General features: G+C 61.5%; 20 protein-coding genes. 7 read left to right on the forward strand and 13 right to left on the reverse strand.

The annotated features are described in order from the left end of the window. Positions 1-46 precede the first annotated feature (46 nt). Positions 47-625 carry a TetR/AcrR family transcriptional regulator gene (locus PYR71_RS17490; protein WP_275620242.1) on the forward strand — a complete coding sequence of 193 codons (579 nt, stop codon included), beginning with the start codon at positions 47-49 and terminating at the stop codon, positions 623-625. Here the strand turns inward: PYR71_RS17490 and nth are convergent. Continuing rightward, a complete protein-coding gene (gene nth / locus PYR71_RS17495; protein ID WP_275620243.1) occupies positions 590-1,396 on the reverse strand; it encodes an endonuclease III in 807 nt (268 codons plus the stop codon). The two genes, PYR71_RS17490 and nth, sit on opposite strands and share 36 nt — an antisense overlap. Here nth and PYR71_RS17500 point away from each other — a divergent pair. Next, a complete protein-coding gene (locus PYR71_RS17500; protein ID WP_275620418.1) occupies positions 1,395-1,892 on the forward strand; it encodes a DUF2244 domain-containing protein in 498 nt (165 codons plus the stop codon). The genes nth and PYR71_RS17500 overlap by 2 nt on opposite strands. Positions 1,893-1,970: 78 nt before the next feature. After that, positions 1,971-2,843: a methylated-DNA--[protein]-cysteine S-methyltransferase gene (locus PYR71_RS17505; protein ID WP_183917768.1), complete on the forward strand. Its 873-nt coding sequence runs from the start codon at positions 1,971-1,973 to the stop codon at positions 2,841-2,843. Between the two features lie 95 nt (positions 2,844-2,938). On the opposite strand, the gene PYR71_RS17510 is transcribed toward PYR71_RS17505, so the two are convergent. After that, positions 2,939-3,931 (reverse strand): sugar-binding transcriptional regulator, encoded by a 993-nt coding sequence (locus PYR71_RS17510; protein ID WP_275620244.1) that lies wholly within the window; start codon positions 3,929-3,931, stop codon positions 2,939-2,941. 421 nt (positions 3,932-4,352) lie between these two features. Between PYR71_RS17510 and tal the strand changes: the two genes are divergently transcribed. From tal to PYR71_RS17525, 3 genes are all read left to right on the forward strand, one after another. After that, positions 4,353-5,318, forward strand: a complete 966-nt coding sequence (gene tal / locus PYR71_RS17515) for a transaldolase (RefSeq protein ID WP_275620245.1) — start codon at positions 4,353-4,355, stop codon at positions 5,316-5,318. A 94-nt stretch (positions 5,319-5,412) separates the two neighbouring features. Further along, positions 5,413-6,081 carry a DUF1345 domain-containing protein gene (locus PYR71_RS17520; protein WP_275620419.1) on the forward strand — a complete coding sequence of 223 codons (669 nt, stop codon included), beginning with the start codon at positions 5,413-5,415 and terminating at the stop codon, positions 6,079-6,081. Between the two features lie 115 nt (positions 6,082-6,196). After that, positions 6,197-6,640 (forward strand): DoxX family protein, encoded by a 444-nt coding sequence (locus PYR71_RS17525; RefSeq protein WP_275620246.1) that lies wholly within the window; start codon positions 6,197-6,199, stop codon positions 6,638-6,640. Positions 6,641-6,738: 98 nt separating this feature from the next. On the opposite strand, the gene PYR71_RS17530 is transcribed toward PYR71_RS17525, so the two are convergent. From PYR71_RS17530 to PYR71_RS17560, 7 genes are all read right to left on the reverse strand, one after another. Continuing rightward, a complete protein-coding gene (locus tag PYR71_RS17530; protein WP_020922323.1) occupies positions 6,739-6,912 on the reverse strand; it encodes a DUF1328 domain-containing protein in 174 nt (57 codons plus the stop codon). A 191-nt stretch (positions 6,913-7,103) separates the two neighbouring features. After that, entirely contained in the window at positions 7,104-8,531 is a 1,428-nt protein-coding gene (locus PYR71_RS17535) for a gamma-aminobutyraldehyde dehydrogenase (RefSeq protein WP_183917774.1), read from the reverse strand. 13 nt (positions 8,532-8,544) lie between these two features. Then, a complete protein-coding gene (locus PYR71_RS17540; protein ID WP_183917776.1) occupies positions 8,545-9,357 on the reverse strand; it encodes an ABC transporter permease in 813 nt (270 codons plus the stop codon). Beyond that, positions 9,347-10,309 carry an ABC transporter permease gene (locus tag PYR71_RS17545; protein WP_275620247.1) on the reverse strand — a complete coding sequence of 321 codons (963 nt, stop codon included), beginning with the start codon at positions 10,307-10,309 and terminating at the stop codon, positions 9,347-9,349. Before PYR71_RS17545 ends, PYR71_RS17540 begins: the two co-directional genes overlap by 11 nt. Next, positions 10,306-11,292, reverse strand: coding sequence for an ABC transporter ATP-binding protein (locus tag PYR71_RS17550; protein WP_275620248.1), 987 nt, complete (start codon positions 11,290-11,292; stop codon positions 10,306-10,308). Before PYR71_RS17550 ends, PYR71_RS17545 begins: the two co-directional genes overlap by 4 nt. A gap of 215 nt (positions 11,293-11,507) precedes the next feature. Further along, a complete protein-coding gene (locus PYR71_RS17555; RefSeq protein ID WP_183917782.1) occupies positions 11,508-12,668 on the reverse strand; it encodes an ABC transporter substrate-binding protein in 1,161 nt (386 codons plus the stop codon). A gap of 120 nt (positions 12,669-12,788) precedes the next feature. Further along, positions 12,789-13,697, reverse strand: a complete 909-nt coding sequence (locus PYR71_RS17560) for a LysR family transcriptional regulator (RefSeq protein WP_038691418.1) — start codon at positions 13,695-13,697, stop codon at positions 12,789-12,791. Positions 13,698-13,875: 178 nt separating this feature from the next. On the opposite strand from PYR71_RS17560, the gene PYR71_RS17565 reads away from it, so the two are divergent. Next, positions 13,876-14,616 (forward strand): hypothetical protein, encoded by a 741-nt coding sequence (locus tag PYR71_RS17565; RefSeq protein ID WP_275620249.1) that lies wholly within the window; start codon positions 13,876-13,878, stop codon positions 14,614-14,616. A 169-nt stretch (positions 14,617-14,785) separates the two neighbouring features. Here PYR71_RS17565 and lysS read toward each other — a convergent pair whose 3' ends face one another. From lysS to PYR71_RS17585, 4 genes are all read right to left on the reverse strand, one after another. Then, a complete protein-coding gene (lysS, locus tag PYR71_RS17570; RefSeq protein ID WP_275620250.1) occupies positions 14,786-16,282 on the reverse strand; it encodes a lysine--tRNA ligase in 1,497 nt (498 codons plus the stop codon). 22 nt (positions 16,283-16,304) lie between these two features. Beyond that, complete coding sequence (gene gltX, locus PYR71_RS17575; protein WP_275620251.1) at positions 16,305-17,759, reverse strand: glutamate--tRNA ligase; 1,455 nt, start codon at positions 17,757-17,759, stop codon at positions 16,305-16,307. A gap of 244 nt (positions 17,760-18,003) precedes the next feature. Then, positions 18,004-18,753, reverse strand: a complete 750-nt coding sequence (locus tag PYR71_RS17580; RefSeq protein ID WP_246720440.1) for a TerC family protein — start codon at positions 18,751-18,753, stop codon at positions 18,004-18,006. 218 nt (positions 18,754-18,971) lie between these two features. Then, a complete protein-coding gene (locus PYR71_RS17585) occupies positions 18,972-19,811 on the reverse strand; it encodes an AraC family transcriptional regulator (protein ID WP_275620252.1) in 840 nt (279 codons plus the stop codon). Between the last annotated feature and the right edge of the window lie 73 nt (positions 19,812-19,884).

The raw sequence follows: 19,884 nt of genomic DNA on the forward strand, positions 1-19,884 counted from the left end.
GTTTTTGTGTATTAACATACATGCAGTTTGTATGTAAACAGACGGTATGAGCCGCAGCAATCGCGAGAGAACCGAACAGACAAGGCAGGCGCTGGTCGACGCCGGGCGGCGTATCTTCGTCGAGAAAGGTTATGCCGAAACCGCGACGCCGGAGATCGTTGCGGCGGCAGGCGTGACGCGCGGGGCGCTCTACCATCATTTCGAGGACAAGAAGGCACTGTTCCAGGCGGTGATCGCGTGCGAGGCGCAAGCGGTGGCCAAGGCAATCGAGGCGGCTTCGGCGCCGGAGCATGGGGCGCGGGCTGCACTGATCGCCGGCGCTTCAGCCTATTTCGCCGCGATGGCGCAGCCGGGGCGGACACGGCTGCTGCTGATGGAAGCACCTGCCGTTCTCGGATCGCCGGCGGTCGCGGCACTGGATGCGGAGAATGCGGAGGCGAGTTTACGGGAAGGACTTGCGGCGTTTCTGCCGGAGGCAGGCGCCTTGCTCGACCCGCTGACATCGCTGCTGTCGGCGTCTTTCGACCGTGCCGCGATCTCGATCGAAGCCGGTGGGGAGCGGCGAGATTACGAGCGGGCGATTGCGGCCTTACTCGACGGCCTCGCCGATCACCTGCGGCGGTAACTCGACGAGCGGCGCCGGAATATCCGAGCTTTTTTCCGGCGATTTGCAGATGTCGGCGATGACGCACCGCTCGCATTCGGGGCGGCGCGCCTTGCAGGTGTAGCGGCCGTGCAGGATCAGCCAGTGATGGGCGTGATAGAGGTACTGTTTCGGCACGACCTTCATCAGCCGCGCTTCGACCTCGTCGGGCGTCTTGCCGGGGGCCAGCCTGATGCGGTTGGCGATGCGGAAAATGTGGGTGTCGACCGCCATCGTCGCCTGGCCAAAGGCCATGGAGAGCACGACATTGGCGGTCTTGCGCCCGACGCCCGGCAGGCGGACCAGTTCCTCGTGCGTTTCCGGTACCTTGCCCGCGAATTCGTCGACCAGCATCTGGGAAAGCGCGATGACGTTCTTTGCCTTGTTGCGATAAAGGCCGATCGTCTTGATGTAATCGCGGACCTTCTCCTCGCCGAGATCAAGCATTTTCTGCGGCGTGTCGGCGACTTTGAAGAGCGCCCGCGTCGCCTTGTTGACCCCGGCGTCGGTTGCCTGGGCCGAAAGCGCCACGGCGACGACGAGGGTAAAGGGGTTGGTATGCTCGAGTTCGCCCCTCGGTTCCGGCCGCTGCACCGAGAAACGGCGGAAGATCTCCTCGCGCTCAGCCACGGAATAGGCGGTTTTCACCGCCGCTGCCGGTTTGCGGCGGGTGATGACATTCGAGTTTTGGGATGGTTTGCCAACGGATTTGAGTTTCGGATTCGCCATGGAGAATCTATACTCAACGGCCATGATGGAAAGCAACGTCGACGACTTCAACGAAAAGCCTGTTTTCGCAGCCGAACTCTTTCCCCACCGATCGCTCGGGCGCAAGGGCTTCAAGGTGCTGCTCATTTTGTCGGGCGCCGTGTGCTTTCTCTACGGCATGTTCTTCACCGTGACCGGCGCCTGGCCGATCGGCTTCTTCTTCGGACTGGATTTCGTCCTGCTTTACGGTGCGTTCTGGCTGAGTTACCGCTCCGGAAGGGCACGCGAGGAAATCACGGTGTCGCGCACGGATGTTTCGGTGCGCAAGTTTGCGCCGTCGGGGCGGATGGTGGAGCATCATTTTAACCCGTTCTGGGCGCGTTTCCTTGTCCGGCGGCATCAGGAAATCGGCATCCTCTCCATGCAGATTTTCGGCGAGGGCCGGCGTACGGATGTCGGCTCCTTCCTGAACCCTGATGATCGCGAGAGTTTCGCCAAGGCTTTCAAAGGGGCGCTCGCCACGGTCAAGCAGCGTCTTTGAACCGATCTGCCGGAGGCGCAAGAATCGGGTGGCTTGGCCGTCCGCCCTTGATTATCTCCTGTCTAAAGGAGAAAAACGATGAATATGATCGCGAAGCTCGACACAGATATCACCCCCGGCGGCCCCGACTACGATACCGTCCGTCGGGTCATCGAACTCATCAGCGAAGAATATCGCGACCAGCCCTCGCTGGAAGCGATCGCGGCGCGGCTGAACCAGTCCCCAACGCAGCTTCAGAAGACCTTCACCCGCTGGGCCGGCCTCTCTCCCAAGGCCTTTCTGCAAGCCGTCACGCTCGACCATGCCAAGCGGCTGCTGCGCAAGGAAGAGATGCCCTTGCTAGAAACCTCCATCGAGGTCGGGCTTTCCGGCCCGAGCCGCCTGCACGATCTCTTCGTCACCCATGAGGCCATGTCTCCGGGCGAATGGAAGGCGAAGGGCGGCGGCCTGACGATCCGCTACGGCTTCCACAATTGCCCCTTCGGTGCGGCTCTCGTCATGGTCACGGATCGCGGCCTCGCCGGCCTTGCCTTCAGCGACAGCGGCGACGAAAAGGCCTGTCTGGAAGACATGACCTGCCGTTGGCCGAATGCGGAATACATCGAGGACCGGCAGGGGACGGCTCCCTACGCCGAGCGCATCTTTCAACCGGGCCGCTGGACATCGGACCAGCCGTTGCGGGTCGTCTTGATCGGAACGGATTTCCAGGTCAGAGTCTGGCAGAGCCTGCTGAAGATCCCATTCGGCAAAGCCGTGACCTATAGCGATATCGCCAGGGATATCGGCCGGCCGACCGCCATGCGCGCTGTCGGGGCTGCCGTCGGGGCCAATCCGATTTCCTTCGTCGTGCCCTGCCATCGCGCGCTTGGCAAGAACGGAGCATTGACCGGATATCATTGGGGCCTGACCCGCAAGCGGGCCATGCTCGGCTGGGAATCAGCGCACGCCTGAGGGGAGCGGCAGGTTCATTCGTCGCCGCCGCCCACCACTGCATTCCCCCGCTATCGCTCTGGTACTTCTCTCCGCTGGGGAGAAGAGGCTGGCGGTTAGATTGGCGGTGATGTCTCAGCCAATTCCAACAGTGCCCGCGCCGCGCTTTCGTCGGTGATCAGCGTGTTGCAGCCGATGCGTTTGATCGTGGCGCGGATGGCGACGGCACGATGGGCGCCGCCGGAGGAGAGTACGATGTGCTTGGCTTCCTTCAGCGTGTCGAGATCGACGGACATCACCCGACGATTGATCGAGTGGTCGACCGAATTCCCATCTCTGTCGAGGAAGTTGAACATGGTGTCGCAGACGCAGCCGGCGTCGATCAGTTCCTGCAGTTCGGCTTTCGATATCCAGCCTTCCGACAGCGAGGTCGAATGCGGGCCGATATCGCCGCAGCTGACGATCGCCAGATCAAGATTCTCGGCGAGACGGTAGATGGTGTCCAAGCCGCACTTCTCGATGAGATTGCGTTTGGTTTCGACGGAATCGACCAGAAGCGGCGCCAGGAACATGTAGCATTCGGCGCCGAGCTGATTTGCCAGCCGCCACGTATAATCGATCGGGTTCGTCTGGTGGACGGCGACGATGCCGCCGAGCAGCGACACGACCTTGCAATTGGCGCGGCGCGGCGGCCGGAAGCTCGACAACGAGGCTGTCATCGTGCGGCCCCAGCCGACGCCGATCGTATAGTCGTCCGGGATGGCTTCGGAAAGGAACTGGCCAAGCGCCAGGCCGACATTCTTCGCCAGCGAAGCGACGTCGCCATGGACCGGCGCCGGCACGACGATCGCCTCGTCGAGGCGGTAGGCGCGCTCCAGCTTCACCGAAAGCTCGACGCAATCGCCGATCGAATCGTTGATCCAGATCTGGACTTCGCTGCGCTTCATCGCCTCGTCGAGCAGTCGGATGACGGTGGTGCGGCTGATACCGAGCTGTTCGGCGACATCCTTCTGAGTCAGGCCCTCGTTGTAATAGAGCCATGCGGCCCGCAGCCGCAGCGAGGATGCCTCCGAATAGGCCGTATGCGTGCCGCGTTTGAGTTTGACCACATGTCCTCCAGCCGAATTCCTGCCCTAAATCCCATCAGGGATGAAGGGCTGTCGCGGCGCATTTGTTGCGGGGATAATGACGGGTGTGACACTTATGTCAATCGAAATGCACAAATGTCCTTGACTTTTCCTCGGGCGAACGGCGATAGTCCGGCCGACACGAAGTCCTTTTGTCCGTCCGAGGAGGACATAGTGCGAGCATGCCGAAAGTCACGACCGGCCTTGCAGCCGCAGGCCACATCGCTTGCGTTCGGCGTGCGGTTTGCCCGCGGGAACACGGCCACTGTCCTTCACGTTTACGAATCATCGGTGACGGATGTGCGCATTTTCGCCAGAAGCATGCCGGCCACCTGTCGGTAGATCACCTTTGCCGGGCGGAACTCGCGCCGGTCGCAGCCAAGTTCAACAAGGATTATTGACGATGACATCCAAGCTTGACCAACTCCGCCAGATTACCACCGTCGTCGCCGACACCGGCGACATCGAGGCGGTTGCGCGCCTGAAGCCGGTCGATTGCACGACGAATCCGAGCATCGTGCTGAAGGCGCTCGGCACACCGATGTTTGCCGATGCCATCAAGGAAGCCGTCGCCTGGGGCAAGACGCAGGGCGGCAATCCCGAAGCCGTCTCCTCCGCCGTCGCCGATCGCCTCGCGATCTCGGTCGGCGCTGCGCTGGTGAAGCTCGTCCCCGGCCGCGTCTCGACCGAGGTCGATGCCGACCTTTCCTTCGACACCGAGGCTTCACTTGCCAAGGCGCGCTCGATCATTGCAGCCTATAAGGACCGCGGCATCGAACGGGACCGCATTCTTATCAAGCTCGCGTCCACCTGGGAGGGCATCCGCGCCGCCGAAGTGCTGCAGAAGGAGGGCATCGACTGCAACCTGACGCTTCTCTTCAGCAAGGCCCAGGCGATCGCCTGCGCCGATGCCAAGGTGTTCCTGATCTCGCCTTTCGTCGGCCGCATTCTCGACTGGTACAAGAAATCGACCGGCAAGGATTACACCGCCGAGGAAGATCCGGGCGTCATCTCCGTGCGTGATATCTACAACTATTACAAGGCGAACGACATCAAGACGATCGTCATGGGCGCCTCCTTCCGCAATGCCGGCGAAATCGAAGCCCTTGCCGGCTGCGACCGGCTGACCATCAGCCCGGCCCTGCTTGACGAACTTTCCAAGGACGAAGGCAAGCTGGAGCGCAAGCTCTCGCCCGAGAGCCGCAAGCCCGACGCCAAGGTCTCGGTCGACGAGAAGACCTTCCGCTGGATGATGAACGAAGACGCGATGGCGACGGAAAAGCTCGCCGAAGGCATCCGTGCCTTCGCCAAGGACCTGACGACGCTGCGCACTATGGTGCAGAAGGAACTGCAGCTCGCTGCCGCCTGATCGAGGTGCGCAAACAAATTTTAGGCGCGGAGGCCGGCTGGCCTCCGCGCCTTTTTCGTGCTGATATCAACGGCCTATGCGGCCGGAGGCGACGATAGTGCAAGAGAAGCGGGCAAGTTCTTTGGCGACATTTTTCCGAAGACATGCAAGTTTCATCATCGCTTTCGTGGCCGGGCTGGCGGTCTTTATGCTGGTGACATCGCGCGAGGTCAGCGCCCGCAACATCCTGTTCGGGTGGAATGCGAGCGCCGGCGTGTTCATCGTGCTCAGCTGGCGCAAGATGCTACGGGCGACGGTCGAAAGCATCCGCGAACGCGCCGCAGATCTCGATTTTTCCGATACGGTCCTTTTGGTCCTTTCGATCGGCGCGGCGGTTGCCAGCATCGCCGGCATCGGCCTCGAGCTTCATTCGATCAAGGAGGCTACACCTGACGTCGCGCTCACGCGGGCAGGCGGCGCCGTGCTGACGATCCTGATCTCCTGGGTTTTTCTGCACACACTCTTCACCATTCACTACGCCCACTATTTCTATGGTGGTGCCGACGAAGAGGGCGGCTTGAAGTTTCCCGACGGGATCGAAGAGCCCAGCTATTGGGACTTCCTCTATTTCTCCTTCACCATCGGTGTTGCGGCGCAGACGGCGGATATCGCAGTCGGGTCGACCGGCATGCGTAAGCTGACGCTGTTGCATGCCGTGCTGTCTTTCCTGTTCAATACGACGATCCTGGCACTGGCGATCAATGTCGGCGCAAGCCTGCTATAATGCGGTTGCCACAGCGGCGGCGAGGATCGGAGAACCGGCTGGCCCAAGATAGGATGGACGAGGAAGCTCAAGAACGAGCGGCTGGCCGATCGCCGCTCTTCGACCGGAGGTTAAGATGGAAAGCGCCTCAAGCCGGCTGCGGCCGGCCGATCTCATTCTTCTCCTGGGCAGGCTCCTGCTGTCGCTGATCTTCCTGCACGAGGGCTTGTCGCTTGCGGCCGATCTCGCCGCAACCGTGGACGCTTTCGAAAAGCTCGGTCTTTCGGCGCCGATCGCCTTTGCTACCATCGTCCTTCAGGTCGGCGCCGGCCTTTGCGTTGCGACCGGGTTCCTCAGCCGGCTCGGCGCCTTGGCGCTGGCGCTCTTTTGTCTGGCAACCGCCGTTCTCTTCCACACCAACTTTGCAAGCCAGAACGAGCTCCTGCATTTCGAGAAGGATCTGGCGATTGCCGGCGGCATGTTCGTCCTGGTGGCTGCGGGCGCGGGATCGATATCGATCAGCCATCTGCTGAAAAAACGGACGGACCATATGCACCCCTGGCTAAGGGCGATATTATAGCAGGCGCGATCCTGGCCGCTGCCATCGAAAGTCCGGATAGAGAGCGAGAGACGTGGCTTCAGGCCGGCGGCTTGCCAAATGCTGCCGGCCGGAGCCGCTTACAGGACCGCCTGTCCAGCCATCAGTGCAAGGACGAGGAAGATCAGGAAGATCACCAGGGCGATGCCGAAGAGCACGCGGGCGATAGTCGCCGTGGCTGCGGAAACACCGGAAAATCCGAAGAAGCCGGCGACGATCGAAATCACGAAAAATATCAGAGCCCATTTCAGCATGGCGTCATCCTTTGCTTTTGCCTGAGAAGACGCCGCAGCCGGGAAATTGTTCCACATCGTCGACTGGCGATCAGCCGGAGAATGCTGGCGGAGGTCTCGATGTTGCCGGACAAAACGCTTGCGCGGCGGTCGGCGCTTTCCGACGCCTACAGCTGGACTGCCCGAGCCTCCCCAGATTCTGCCTTACGCCGTTAGCCGTGATTGATCATCACGTGGCGAACGGCGGTGTAGTCTTCCAGAGCATAGGTCGACAGGTCCTTGCCGTAGCCCGACTGTTTGAGGCCGCCGTGCGGCATCTCGTTGACCAGCATGAAATGGGTATTGATCCAGGTGCAGCCATATTGCAGCCGGGCGGCGGTCTTCATGCCGCGGCCGATATCCCTGGTCCAGACCGAGGACGCGAGGCCGTAGTCGCTGTCGTTCGCCCAAGCGATGGCGTCGTCGGCGTCGGAGAAGCGGGTGACCGAGACGACCGGCCCGAATACCTCACGGCGGACGATCTCGTCGTCCTGAAGCGCGCCGGCAATGACTGTTGGCGTAAAGAAGAAGCCCTTATCGCCGGAGACCTTGCCGCCGGTGGTAATCTCCATGTGCTTGTGTTCGGAGGCGCGGGCAACGAAGCTTTCGACGCGGTCGCGCTGGCGCCGGGAGATCAGCGGGCCGATTTCGTTTTCGGTATCGTCGGCGTGGTTGAAGCGGATGCTCGCGACGGCCGAGGAGAGATCGGCGACGAAATTGTCGTAAACCCTGGCATCGGCATAAATGCGGCAGGCGGCGGTGCAGTCCTGGCCGGCATTGTAATAGCCGAAGGTGCGGATGCCTGACACGACGGCATCGATGTCGGCATCATCGAAGACGATGACCGGCGCCTTACCGCCGAGTTCCAGATGGGTGCGCTTGACCGTCTTGGCGGCGGCCTGCAGCACCTTTTTGCCGGTGGCGATATCGCCTGTTATCGAGATCATGCCGATCTTGGGGTGATTGATCAGCGCGTTGCCGACGCTTTCGCCGCGGCCGAGAATGACGTTGACGACGCCTTCGGGTAGGATTTCGGATAGTAGCTTCGCCATCTTCAGTGCCGTCAGCGGCGTTTGCTCCGAAGGCTTGAAGACGACGGTATTGCCGCCGGCGATCGCCGGCGCCAGTTTCCAGGCCATCATCATCAGCGGGTAGTTCCACGGCGCGATCGAGCCAACGATTCCGATCGGATCACGGCGGATCATCGAGGTGTGGCCGGGCAGGTATTCGCCGGCGGCCGGAGCGTGCAAGTTGCGCACGGCGCCGGCAAAGAAACGATAACAGTCGACGATCGCCGGGATCTCGTCGTTCAGCACTGATTTGATCGGCTTGCCGCAATTCAACGCCTCCAGCGCAGCGAAGGCTGCGGCATCCTTCTCGATGGCGTCGGCAATTTTCAGCAGATAACCGGAGCGCTCGCCCGGTGTCGTCTGCGACCAGCCGGCGAAGGCTTTTTCGGCGGCATTTACGGCGTCGTCGATCTGCGACAGCGAGGCTTCGGCAAGGTCGATCACCGTCTCGCCGGTCTTCGGGTTCAGGATGTGTTCTTCCGTCTCCGTGCCTTTTTCGAAGCGCGAACCGATCAGCATCTGGGTATCCATGATGTTCTCCCTGTTATTTGCCGCCGCCGGCGATCTGGTCGCCGTCGCGGGTGAGGTAATAGGCTGCCAGGATCGGCAGGAAGGTGACGAGCACCACCACCATGGCAACCACATTGGTGACCGGGCGCTGGCGCGGGCGGATGAGTTCTTCGAGCATCCAGATCGGCAAGGTCGATTGCTGGCCACCGGTGAAGGTGGTGACGATGACCTCGTCAAAGGAAAGCGCGAAAGCCAGCATGCCGCCGGCCAGAAGGGCGGTGCCGATATTCGGCAGGATGACGTGGCGGAAGGTCTGGAAGCCGTCGGCGCCGAGATCCATCGAGGCCTCGATCAGCGAACCGGAGGTGCGGCGGAAGCGGGCGACGGCATTGTTGTAAACGACGACGACGCAGAAGGTGGCGTGGCCGAGTACGATGGTCCAGACCGAAAACGGGATGTCGAACAGGCTGAAGGCGGAGCGCAGCGCAATGCCGGTGATGATGCCGGGAAGTGCGATCGGCAGGATGACCAGCAGCGAGATCGCCTCGCGGCCGAAGAACTTCGTCTGGCTGACGGCCGCCGCGCATAGTGTGCCGAGGACGAGCGCGATCGCGGTGGCAATGACGGCGACCTGGACGGAAAGACCGAGCGCCGACCAGACATCCGGCCGGTTCCAGGCGATGGCAAACCATTGCAGCGTCAGGCCGGGCGGCGGCCATTGATAGCTCTTTTCCTCCGTCGTGAAGGCATAGACGAAGATTAGCAGGATCGGCAGGTGCAGGAAGAGCAGTCCGCCGGCGGCGGCGATCTTCAAGGGCAGCGGCGATGTCTTGAGGTCAGAGCGCATCGAAGGCTCCCAGCTTTTTGGCGAGCGACAGGTAAAGCGCCATGATGACGATCGGCACGACGGAGAAGGCGGCGGCGAGCGGCACGTTGCCGGCCGTTCCCTGCTGGGCATAGACGGCCTGGCCGATGAACAGCCTGGACGAGCCGATGATCTGCGGGATGATGTAATCGCCCAATGTCAGCGAGAAGGTGAAGATCGAACCGGCGACGATACCGGGCAGCGCCAGCGGCAGAAGCACCATGCGGAAGGTCTGGCGCGGCGTGGCACCGAGATCGGCCGAGGCCTCGATCAGATTGCCGGGCACACGCTCGAGGGCCGCCTGCGTCGGCAGGATCATGTAGGGAAGCCAGATATAGACGAAGACGATGAAGGTTCCGAGATAGCTCACCGAGAGCGAATTGCCGCCGACGACGGGCAGATTGAGGATACCGTCGAGCAGCCAGGAAAGGTGCAACTCCTCGAAGAGCCAGGTCAGGATGCCTTCCTTGGCGAGGATCAGCTTCCAGGCGTAGACCTTGACGAGATAGCTCGACCAGAGCGGCAGCATAACGCCGAGATAGAAGAGCACCTTCCATTTGCCTTGCGCATAGCGTGCCGCGTAATAGGCGATCGGAAAGGCGATCAGCGCGGAAGCGAGGGTGACGAGCGCGGACATCGCGACAGTGCGGATGATGATGTCGAAATTCGTCGGGCTCAGAAGCTGGGCATAGGTCGCAAGGGTGAATTCGTAATTCACCAGACCGGAGAAATCGTCGATCGAAAAGAAGCTCTGCAGCAGCAGGGCGATCAGCGATCCGATATAGATGATGCCGAGCCAGAGCAGCGGCGGCGTCAGCATCAGGAAGAGCAACAGCTTCGGGTGCCGCCAGAAGACATCCGACATCCGGCCGAACAGCCCGCTGCGTCCCGGCAGCATCGATGTCTTGGCGTCGGAGAGGGTGAGCGCCGTCATGCCGCATCGTCCATATAGTGGATATCGGCCGGCTGCCAGGCAAGCCGGATACCGGCGCCGACATCGGGCACGGGCGCGCCGGCCGGCAGCATCACATGCAGCCGGCTGCCGCGGAGATCGACGCCGAGACGGGTGGCGGCGCCGAGGAAGCTCGCATGTTCGACCGTCGCCTCGATGCCGTCGCCTGCCAGGCGGATCGCCTCGGGCCGCAGGCTCGCCCAGCGTTTCTCGCCGCCGAGCGCGGCTATCAGATCCGGCGCGATCACGTTCGAGGAGCCGACGAAATCGGCGACGAAGCGGGTCCTCGGGCGGCGGTAAATATCCTGCGGCGTGCCTTCCTGGACGATGTTGCCATTGTTGAAGACGGCGACACGATCGGCCATGGACAGGGCTTCGCCCTGATCATGCGTGACGAAGACGAAGGTGATGCCGAGCGCGCGCTGCAGGCTCTTCAATTCCTCCTGCATCTGCTCGCGCAGCTTCAGATCGAGCGCGCCGAGCGGCTCGTCGAGCAGCAGCACCTTCGGCTTATTGACGAGAGCGCGGGCGAGCGCCACGCGCTGCCGCTGACCGCCGGACAACTGGCCGGGGCGGCGGGCGCCGTAGCCCGGCAGCTTGACGAGCTCCAGGGCATCATTCGCCGCCTTCAGCCGTTCCGCCTTGCCGACGCCCTTAACCATCAGCCCATAGGCGACGTTGTCGAGGATGTTCAGATGCGGGAAGAGCGCGTAGTCCTGGAACACGGTGTTGACGTTGCGGCGATAGGGCGGCACGCCATCGGCTGTCTCGCCGAAGATCTGGATATGGCCGGCACTCGGCTGCTCGAAACCGGCGATCAATCTCAGGCACGTCGTCTTGCCGGAGCCGGACGGACCGAGCATTGCGAAGAATTCACCGGGCGCGATCTCAAGATCGACGCCGTCGACGGCGCGAACCTGGCCGAAATGGCGCGATACCTGCTGGAAACGGACGGCTGACGTCATTGGAGCGCTCCGGGTCTTGCAATGCTTAGAGAGGGCTTCGGTCTTGGCTGATGAAGACCCGCCCCAACCCCTCCCCACAAGGGGAAGGGCTTAATCTGCCGCACCCTCGCGAAGAATTCGGCATCCAAAGAGGAGTAAGGCGGTGCCTCATAGCCCCTTCCCCTTGTGGGGAGGGGTTGGGGCGGGGTCTTCAACCACACAAGCCGACTTGGCTGTTACCGCCCGCCGATCACGCCGATATAGTCCGACACCCAGCGATGGTACGGCACGCATTCGCTTTGCGTCGCGCATTTGGCGACCGGGGTCTTCCAGAACTTGATCTTGTCGAAGTGATCGAAGCCGTTGGTGGCGCAGCCGGCATCGCCCATCAGTTCGTTGCCCTTGCAGGCGGCGGGAACGGAGGGGACGGCGCCGAACCAGGCGGCGGCGTCGCCCTGGACCTTGGCCTGCAGTGAATGTTCCATCCACATATAGGCGCAGTTCGGGTGTTCGCTGTCGGCGTGGAGCATTGTCGTGTCAGCCCAACCGGTGACGCCTTCCTCCGGGAAGGTGGAGGCGATCTTCTGCTTGTCGGCCTGCAGCAGGTTGACCTGGAAGGGCCAGGAGCCGGAGGCGACGACGCCTTCGTTCTTGAAGTCGTCGATCTGGATCATCGCATCGTGCCAGTAGCGCGAGACCAACTTGCGCTGGCCGCGCAGCAGATCGAGGGCGGCCTTGTACTGATCCTCGGTCAGTTCGTAAGGGTCCTTGATGCCGAGGTCCGGCTTGTGGGCCATCAGATACATGGCCGCGTCGGCAATATAGATCGCGCCGTCATAAGCCTGGACGCGGCCCTTGTTCGATTTGCCATCGGGCAGCGTCTGTTCCTCGAAGACGACGTTCCAGCTGGTCGGCGCCTTGTCCTTAAAGGCATCGGTATTGTACATCAGCACGTTCGGGCCCCAGAGATAGGGCACGCCGTAATGCACGTCGCCGACCGTATACCAGGCGCCGTTCTGCAGGCGCTGGTCGACATTCTTGAAGCTCGGGATCAGATCGGTGTTGATCGGCTGGACACGTTTGCCGGCGATGAGGCGGAGCGACGCGTCGCCCGATGCAGTGACGAGATCGAAGCCACCCTCGTTCATCAGCGACACCATTTCATCCGAGGTGGCGGCGGTCTTGACGGAGACCTTGCAGCCGGTCTTCTTTTCAAAATCGGTGACCCAGTCGTAATTCTTGTCGGTTTCGCCGCGCTCGATATAGCCGGCCCAGGCGACGATGCTGACGGCGCCTTCGCCCTTGCCGAGCGCCTTCAACGGTTCGGCGGCGGTCACCTGTGTCGCGAAGCTCAGGCAGGCGAGTCCTGCCGTGCAGGATTTCAAGAGATTCGTCATCATCCGTCTCCCGGTTTGGTGCCACTTTTCGTGGCCGTTCGTTCCCGGTTATGAAGGTGAGCCGAAAAAGTCGCTTTCGCAAATTCATTTATCAGAAAGGCGATATCGGAAACTCCGATATCAACGCATGCGGCCGGAGCGCATGCTTTCGGCGATCCCGACGAAATCGCGCGCCGCCTGCGGCAGGCTGGAGCCCTTGCGCCAGACCATGCCGACCTGCACGACCGGCAGAGAGCCGGAGACGTCGCGGCTCTCGATGCGGTCGCCTTCGAGCGACCACGGGCGGTAGACGAGGTCGGGAAGCAGCGCCACGCCGGCGCCGGTTGCGACTAGGCTGCGCACCGCTTCCACGGAGCGGGTGCGGAAGGCGACATGCGGGCGGGCGCCGAGCGCCGACAGCAGCTTGCCGGTATTCTCCTCGATTTCATCGACCGTCAGCATGATCAGCGGCTCGCGGGCGATATCGGCGACCGAGATGATGTCGGCGGAGACCAGCGGATGGCCCATCGGCAGCCACAGGCGATAGGGCGAGGTCTCGAGGATTTCCGCCTGCAGCGCCATGCGGTCGCGCAGGTTGGATATCACCATGACGGCGACATCGAGTTCGCCGCCGACCAGGAGGTGTTCGAGATAGCCGCCATTGTCCTCGATCGCACTGACCTCGACTCCCGGACAGGCGCGCCGGTATCGCGCCAGCAAGTCTGACAGCACGTAGCCGGCGACCAGCGAGGTGACGCCGATGTTCAACGTGCCGGAAAGGGCGCTCTGCCGGCCGGAGAAGCTGGTGCGCGCATCGGAGACGGAGGCGAGGATCTTGGTCGCGTGACGGAGGAACTGGTGTCCATTGTGAGTGATCGTCAGGCCGCGCGGGTGGCGCTCGAAGAGCTCGACGCCGAGGTCGGTTTCGAGCTCCTTCAGCGCCTCCGTCACAGAGGATTGCGAGATCGAAAGGTTCTGCGCGGCGCGTGTTACCGAACCTTGTTCGGCGACGGCGACAAAATATTGGATCTGGCGAAGCGTGAAGGCCATCAGCGTTTAGAGCATGGCGGAATGTGCCGTGGCAAGCGGTTGAAAAAGGCGGACCTTTTTTGGTCTTTATTCAAAATGGAGCAGGCTTGGCATGCTCACTTAAACTTTCGGAAACGTCATTTCTCTAGCATCTCAGCACCTGTCCTGCGTTGGAGTTTGAGATGGCGGAGCAGTTGGCGTGAAGGCCTTACTGCGCATATTCCGGCCTTCCCGGAAATTGGCAATCATCATCGGCGGCGTCGCGCTTCTGGCGGGCGTTTCCGGTGGTGCAGCGCTTTATGTCGGCAAGGACAGGCTGATCGGTGTCTCGGGCGGCGGCTACGGACTCGAATGCTCCGACGTCAACCTGGTGACGATCAAGAAGCAGGATCACGTCTGGGTGCGCAAATACATCAAGACCGAACCGACCGACGGCATGACGCGGGTCAGGACCGCGCTGCGTGTCGCCCAAGCCGTCTATGCCGCACAGAAACCGGATCTGGTGCAGGTGGTGGTGCTCGACGAGAACGGCCCGACGCTGCGCGCCGATATTCGCGGCCGGGCGATCGGCGCCGACGTCGTCTACATCCCGCATCCCGACAAGACGGTTCCCGGTCTCGACGACAAGCCCTATACGGCGCGCTACTATGACGGCAAGGCCAGCGAGAACGGGCTGTTCTTCGGCGAGCGCATCGACATGCCGGCCGACGAGATCGCCATGATCAGCGCCTCGTTCAAGGATCCTGAGGATTGTGTCGACCCGGTCGCCGTCGCCTCCACCAAGAACGAGGAAAAGGGCAAGAAGGATGCCGGCGGCGGACATGGCGCGGCATCCGATGCCGAAAGCGAAGCCGTGCCCGCCGGCGAGAGCGGCAGCCCCAACGTGGTGGCTGAGGCGCCGGCCGAAGAGCCGCCGGCGGAAGCTCCAAAGACACACTGACCTCAGCATGAAAAAAGTGGAGCGCCCCTACAGCGCCTGTGCGTCTTATCGGATGCGCAAAGGACGCTGTAGCACTTTTGGATGGCTGCATAATTCTCTCCTTAAATCGATTCCGATCTAAGGAATTATGCAGTGGCACCCCGCTTTCGTTTTCCGACGTCTCTTCCTGTCAGTCGGCTTTGCTGCGGCGGGCCGGGAAGAGGATGACGTCGCGGATAGACGGCGCATTGGTCAGAAGCATGATCAGACGGTCGACGCCGATGCCGAGGCCGCCGGCGGGCGGCATGCCCTGGTCGATCGCATCGAGGAACTCCTCGTCCAGCTGCTTTTCCTTTTCGCCGCGGGCATGCGCCTGTTCGAGCTGTTCGACCATGCGGCGGCGCTGCTCTTCGGGATCGTTGAGCTCGGAGAAGGCGTTGCCGAGTTCCCAGGCGTTGCAATAGGTCTCGAAGCGCTCGACGAGGCGCGGCTCGCCCGGCACTTCCTTGGCGAAGGGCGAGATGTCCTTCGGGAAGTGCGTGACGTGGGACGGCTGGATCAGCGTCGATTCGACCTTCTCCTCGAAGATGAAGGCAAGGCATTCGCCCCAGGTCCAATCCTTCTCGACCGCAAAGCCGGCAGACTTGGCCGCGGCGCGCGCTTCCTCATCGGTCTTGATGGCGAGGAAATCGATGCCGGTTGCTTCCTTGACGGCGTCGGGCATCGGTACGCGCTTGAATGGTCCCTTGAAGGACAGCCGCTTGTCGCCGAAATCGAATTCCGTCGTGCCGTGAATGGAGAGGGCCAAGGTCTCGAACAGACGCTCGACGAGGTCCATCATGTCCTCGTAATCCGCATAGGCCCAGTAGCACTCCATCATGGTGAATTCCGGATTGTGCCGGGTGGAGACGCCTTCGTTGCGGAAGTTGCGGTTGATTTCAAAGACCTTGTCGGTGAGGCCGGAGACCAGGGTGCGCTTCAAGAACAGTTCCGGCGCAATGCGCAGGTACATGTCGAGCTTCAGCGTGTTGTGATGCGTCTTGAACGGCTCGGCGGTGGCGCCGCCATAGATCGACTGCAGCATCGGCGTCTCGACTTCCATGAAGCCGTCATTTTCCATGAAGCGGCGGATGCCGGAGACGATCTTCGAGCGCTGCTGGAAGCGCAGCTTCGAATCCTCGTTGGTCATAATATCGAGATGGCGCTTGCGGTAGCGCAGTTCGATGTCGGAGAGGCCGTGCCACTTCTCCGGCATCGGCAGCAGCGACTTGGTCAACATCTCGATCTTCTGGGCGTTGATCGTCAGTTCGCCGCGCTTGGTGCGGCGCACGATGCCGGTGACGCCTATGATGTCTCCAATGTCGATCATCGGCAGCAGGGCGCGGGCTTCCTCGCTTGTTACGTCCTTATGCGAAAAGATCTGGATCTTGCCGGAGGCGTCATGGATATCCATGAACATGCCCGAGTTGCGCGAGGAATAGACCCGGCCAGCCACCGTGACGATGTCCTGCGTCTCGACATCGGGGTCCAGCGCTTCATATTTGGCGCCGAGTTCGGCATTGGTCATCGTCCGGTGAAAATGCGCCGGATAGACGTCACCGATCTGCTCGCGCAGCAGCTTCAGCTTCTGAGCCCGCACCTCAGTCGCGTCGGAAGAAAGAGTGTTTTCGGTCTTGTTGTCAGCCACTGTCGAAATCCTCTGACTGTTTTTACTTCGAGCCGACGAGAGCGGCGACCGCCTGCGCGGCGAGCTTAAGGCGCTGGCGCACGACTGAGCGGCCGAGGATCGCCATGGAATCGAAGAGCGGCAGCGAGCGCGACGAGCCGGAGACGGCGACGAAGAGCGGGGAGACCACGACCTTCAGCTTCTTGCCCATGCGGTCGGCGATGGCGCGCAGCTCCGCCTCGATGGTCTCGACATTCCATTCCAATATCTTTTCGAGATCCGGCTGAACGGTGTTGAGGATCTCGAGAATCTCTTCCGGCGGCGATTTGATCTTGGCGAAGTCGGACGGCTGCAGGCCGAGATCGGACTTCAGCAGGAAACCGGCCAGATCGGGCAGCTCGCCGAGCTTGGAAATGCGTGTCTGCGACAGGCGCAGACCTTCCTTAAGGCGGTCGTTTTCCATTGCCCAGGTCAGCACGCGCGCCTGAAACTCCTCTTCGGAGAGCTTTTCACGGATCCAGCGGCCGTTCAGCCAATCGAGCTTCTGGATATCGAAGATCGCGCCGGCCTTGGAAAGGTTATCGGGATCGAATTTCTCGGAGAGCTCAGCCATCGTCAACAGTTCCTCGCCTTCGGCGATCTGGATGAAGAACAGGCCGAGGAAGTTCATCAGCGCTTCGGGGATATAGCCGAGCGCGGAATAATAGGAGATCGAGGTCGGGTTCTTGCGCTTCGACAGTTTCGACTTGTCGGCATTGCGCATCAGCGACAAATGCATGAAGACCGGCTGGTCCCAGCCGAAATAGCGATAAAGCAGGATGTGCTTGGGCACCGAAGCCAGCCATTCCTCGCCGCGGGCCACATGCGTGATCTGCATCAGATGGTCGTCGATGACGTTGGCCATGTGATAGGTCGGCATGCCGTCGGCCTTGATCAGGACCTGCATGTCGACGGAATCCCAGGGGATCGACACGTCGCCGTAAACGCCGTCGGTGAAGTCGCAGGAGCCTTCGGTCGGGATTTTCATGCGGATGACGGTGGTTTCGCCAGCTGCCATGCGTGAGGTGACTTCCTCAGCCTTCAGCGTCAGGCAGAGACCGTCATATTTCGGTGGCTTGCCGGCAGCGCGCTGCGCCTCGCGCATCTGCTCCAGCCGCTCGGGTGTGCAGAAACAGCGGAAGGCATGGCCCTTGTCCAGCAGCTCCTGCGCGTAGGGCTGGTACAGCGGCTTGCGGTCCGACTGGCGATAGGGGCCATAGGGGCCGCCGATATCGGGGCCTTCCTTCCATTCCAGCCCGCACCATTTCAGCGCGTCCAGCACCTTCGTCTCGAATTCCGGGGTCGAGCGGGTCGCATCGGTGTCCTCGATGCGCAGGATGAACTCGCCGCCGTGCTTCTTGGCGAAAAGGTAATTGAAGAGAGCGATGTATGCGGTGCCGACATGCGGCTCGCCGGTCGGCGAGGGAGCGATGCGGACGCGGACGCCGGAAGCTGTCATAGTATGTGCCCGTCAATGAATGCCGGACGGCTTTCACGGGAAAGCGACGTTCGGCCGGAAGGATGCAGATATCTTCGGCAAACCGGCCGGAAAAAGGGCATGCGCCCGCACTATCCGCCGATCGTCCGTTCGGCTGGCCTTAGGCCATATTCAATCCGGCGCGTCAAGAAAAACCGCGCCTGCAAGGGGCCTGACGACGCTGGGAGGGGGCGCGCCGGTTACGACGCGCCCCCTTGCTTCGGTCTCAGTGAGCGCCCTCGCGTTTGCGCTTGCGGGCATTGCGCGCGAACATGTTCAGCACCTCGACCAACGCCGAGAAGGCCATGGCGGCGTAGACGTAGCCCTTCGGCACGTGGAAGCCCATGCCTTCGGCGATCAGCGTCGTGCCGATCATCAGCAGGAAGGCGAGCGCCAGCATGACGATCGTCGGGTTCCGCTCGATGAAGTTGGCAAGCGGGGTGGCGGCGACCAGCATGACGGTGACTGCGGCGATGACGGCGATCACCATGATCGGCAGATGCGGCGTCATCCCGACGGCGGTGATGATGCTGTCGACGGAGAAGACGAGGTCGAGCAGCAGGATCTGGCCGATCGCCGATGCAAAGCCGGTCGTTGCCGACGTCGCGATGAAATCCTCCTGATGGTCGATCGGATCGACGCTGTGGTGAATTTCCTTGGTGGCTTTCCACACGAGGAACAGGCCGCCGGCGATCAGGATCAGATCCTTCCAGGAGAAGCCGTGTCCGAAGGCTTCGAACAGCGGTTCGGTCAGCTGGACGATCCAGGCGACGGTGCCGAGCAGAGCAAGACGCATGATCAGCGCAAGGCCGATGCCGATCTTGCGGGCCTTTTCCCGGTGTTCGGGCGGCAGTTTGTTGGTCAGAATGGAAATGAAGATCAGGTTGTCGATCCCGAGAACGACTTCCATCACCACCAGTGTGATGAGCGCCACCCAGGCGGCCGGATCCTGAATGAGCGTCATGATGTCCTGCATCAGCATATACCCCTTTGCGTCACATGAATGAATGACGCGCGCAATGTAATGTCGGCGGCCTGCCGCGCAAGCGCCGCAAGGGGTATACGAAACCGATATGAATTTTATTCCTCAGAACAGGATGATTTAAGGCCGGGTCGGCCTTAAATTTGAATCCTGTGCTATATTGAAGAGGTTAGAGCATGATATCGTCCGAAAACCGCTCACGATTTTCGACATCATGCTCTGATTGGCAACCAGATTTCGGTGACGCCCATGCCGGTATAGGGGTCGAAGCGCTCGTCGTAGCGTTCGAACATATCGGGTGTGGCGCCGTGTTCGAAGCCGGAAGTCGGCCACCATGTGCCGAAAATCCGGTTCATCGTCGCAGGAATGCCGGAGACATGGCCGCGATGGGTGAAGACCACGTAACGCTGGCCTGGAAGCTTGAGCGTCGTAAAATCCGCCGGTAGATCGCTGACGTCGGAGACTTCGGCCGCGGCCATATAACGGAATTTCTCCGCTTCGCCGTCGATATGGGTGCAGACGCCGTAGGCGACATTACCCTTCTGGCCTGATATGTGGCCGAAATGGGCATTGAACTTCTGCCAGAGAGACGGGATGGCGGCATTGCCGCCGTAGGGATAGGTCTCCTGCAAGCCGGCAAGGAGCATCGGCTGCAGCGTTTCGAAGCGGGGCGGTTCAAGGTCGTTGAGGTGAGTGGGGTCCATTCTGATCGGCTCCAGCAAGACAAGGTTACGGGCGTGCCCCTTTCTGCGCACTGCATCCGGCGTCATGCCGAACTGGTCGCGAAAGGCACGGGTGAAAGCTTCGTGGGATCCGTAGCCCGCGCAAAGCGCAACTTCGAGGATGGTGGATGAGCCGCTGACCAACGCGGGTACGGCGCGGCTGAGGCGCCGCCCCCTGATATAGCCGCTGATCGAATGGCCGGTGACCAGCCCGAAGACGCGCGACAGATGGTAGCGCGACAATCCGGCTGCTTCCGATATCTCTTCCAGCGATATGTCGCTTTCGAAATGGCTCTCTATGAACCAGATCGCCCGTGCGATGGCGCTCATTTTCACTCCCCGGGGTTGCGGCTTGTTCCTTAGAGAAAAGTCGAAAGCGGGGTTTGATCGTTCTTGCGGAGTT

The organism is Rhizobium mulingense, assembly GCF_029194105.1.
In the GTDB taxonomy this organism is placed as follows: domain Bacteria; phylum Pseudomonadota; class Alphaproteobacteria; order Rhizobiales; family Rhizobiaceae; genus Rhizobium; species Rhizobium mulingense.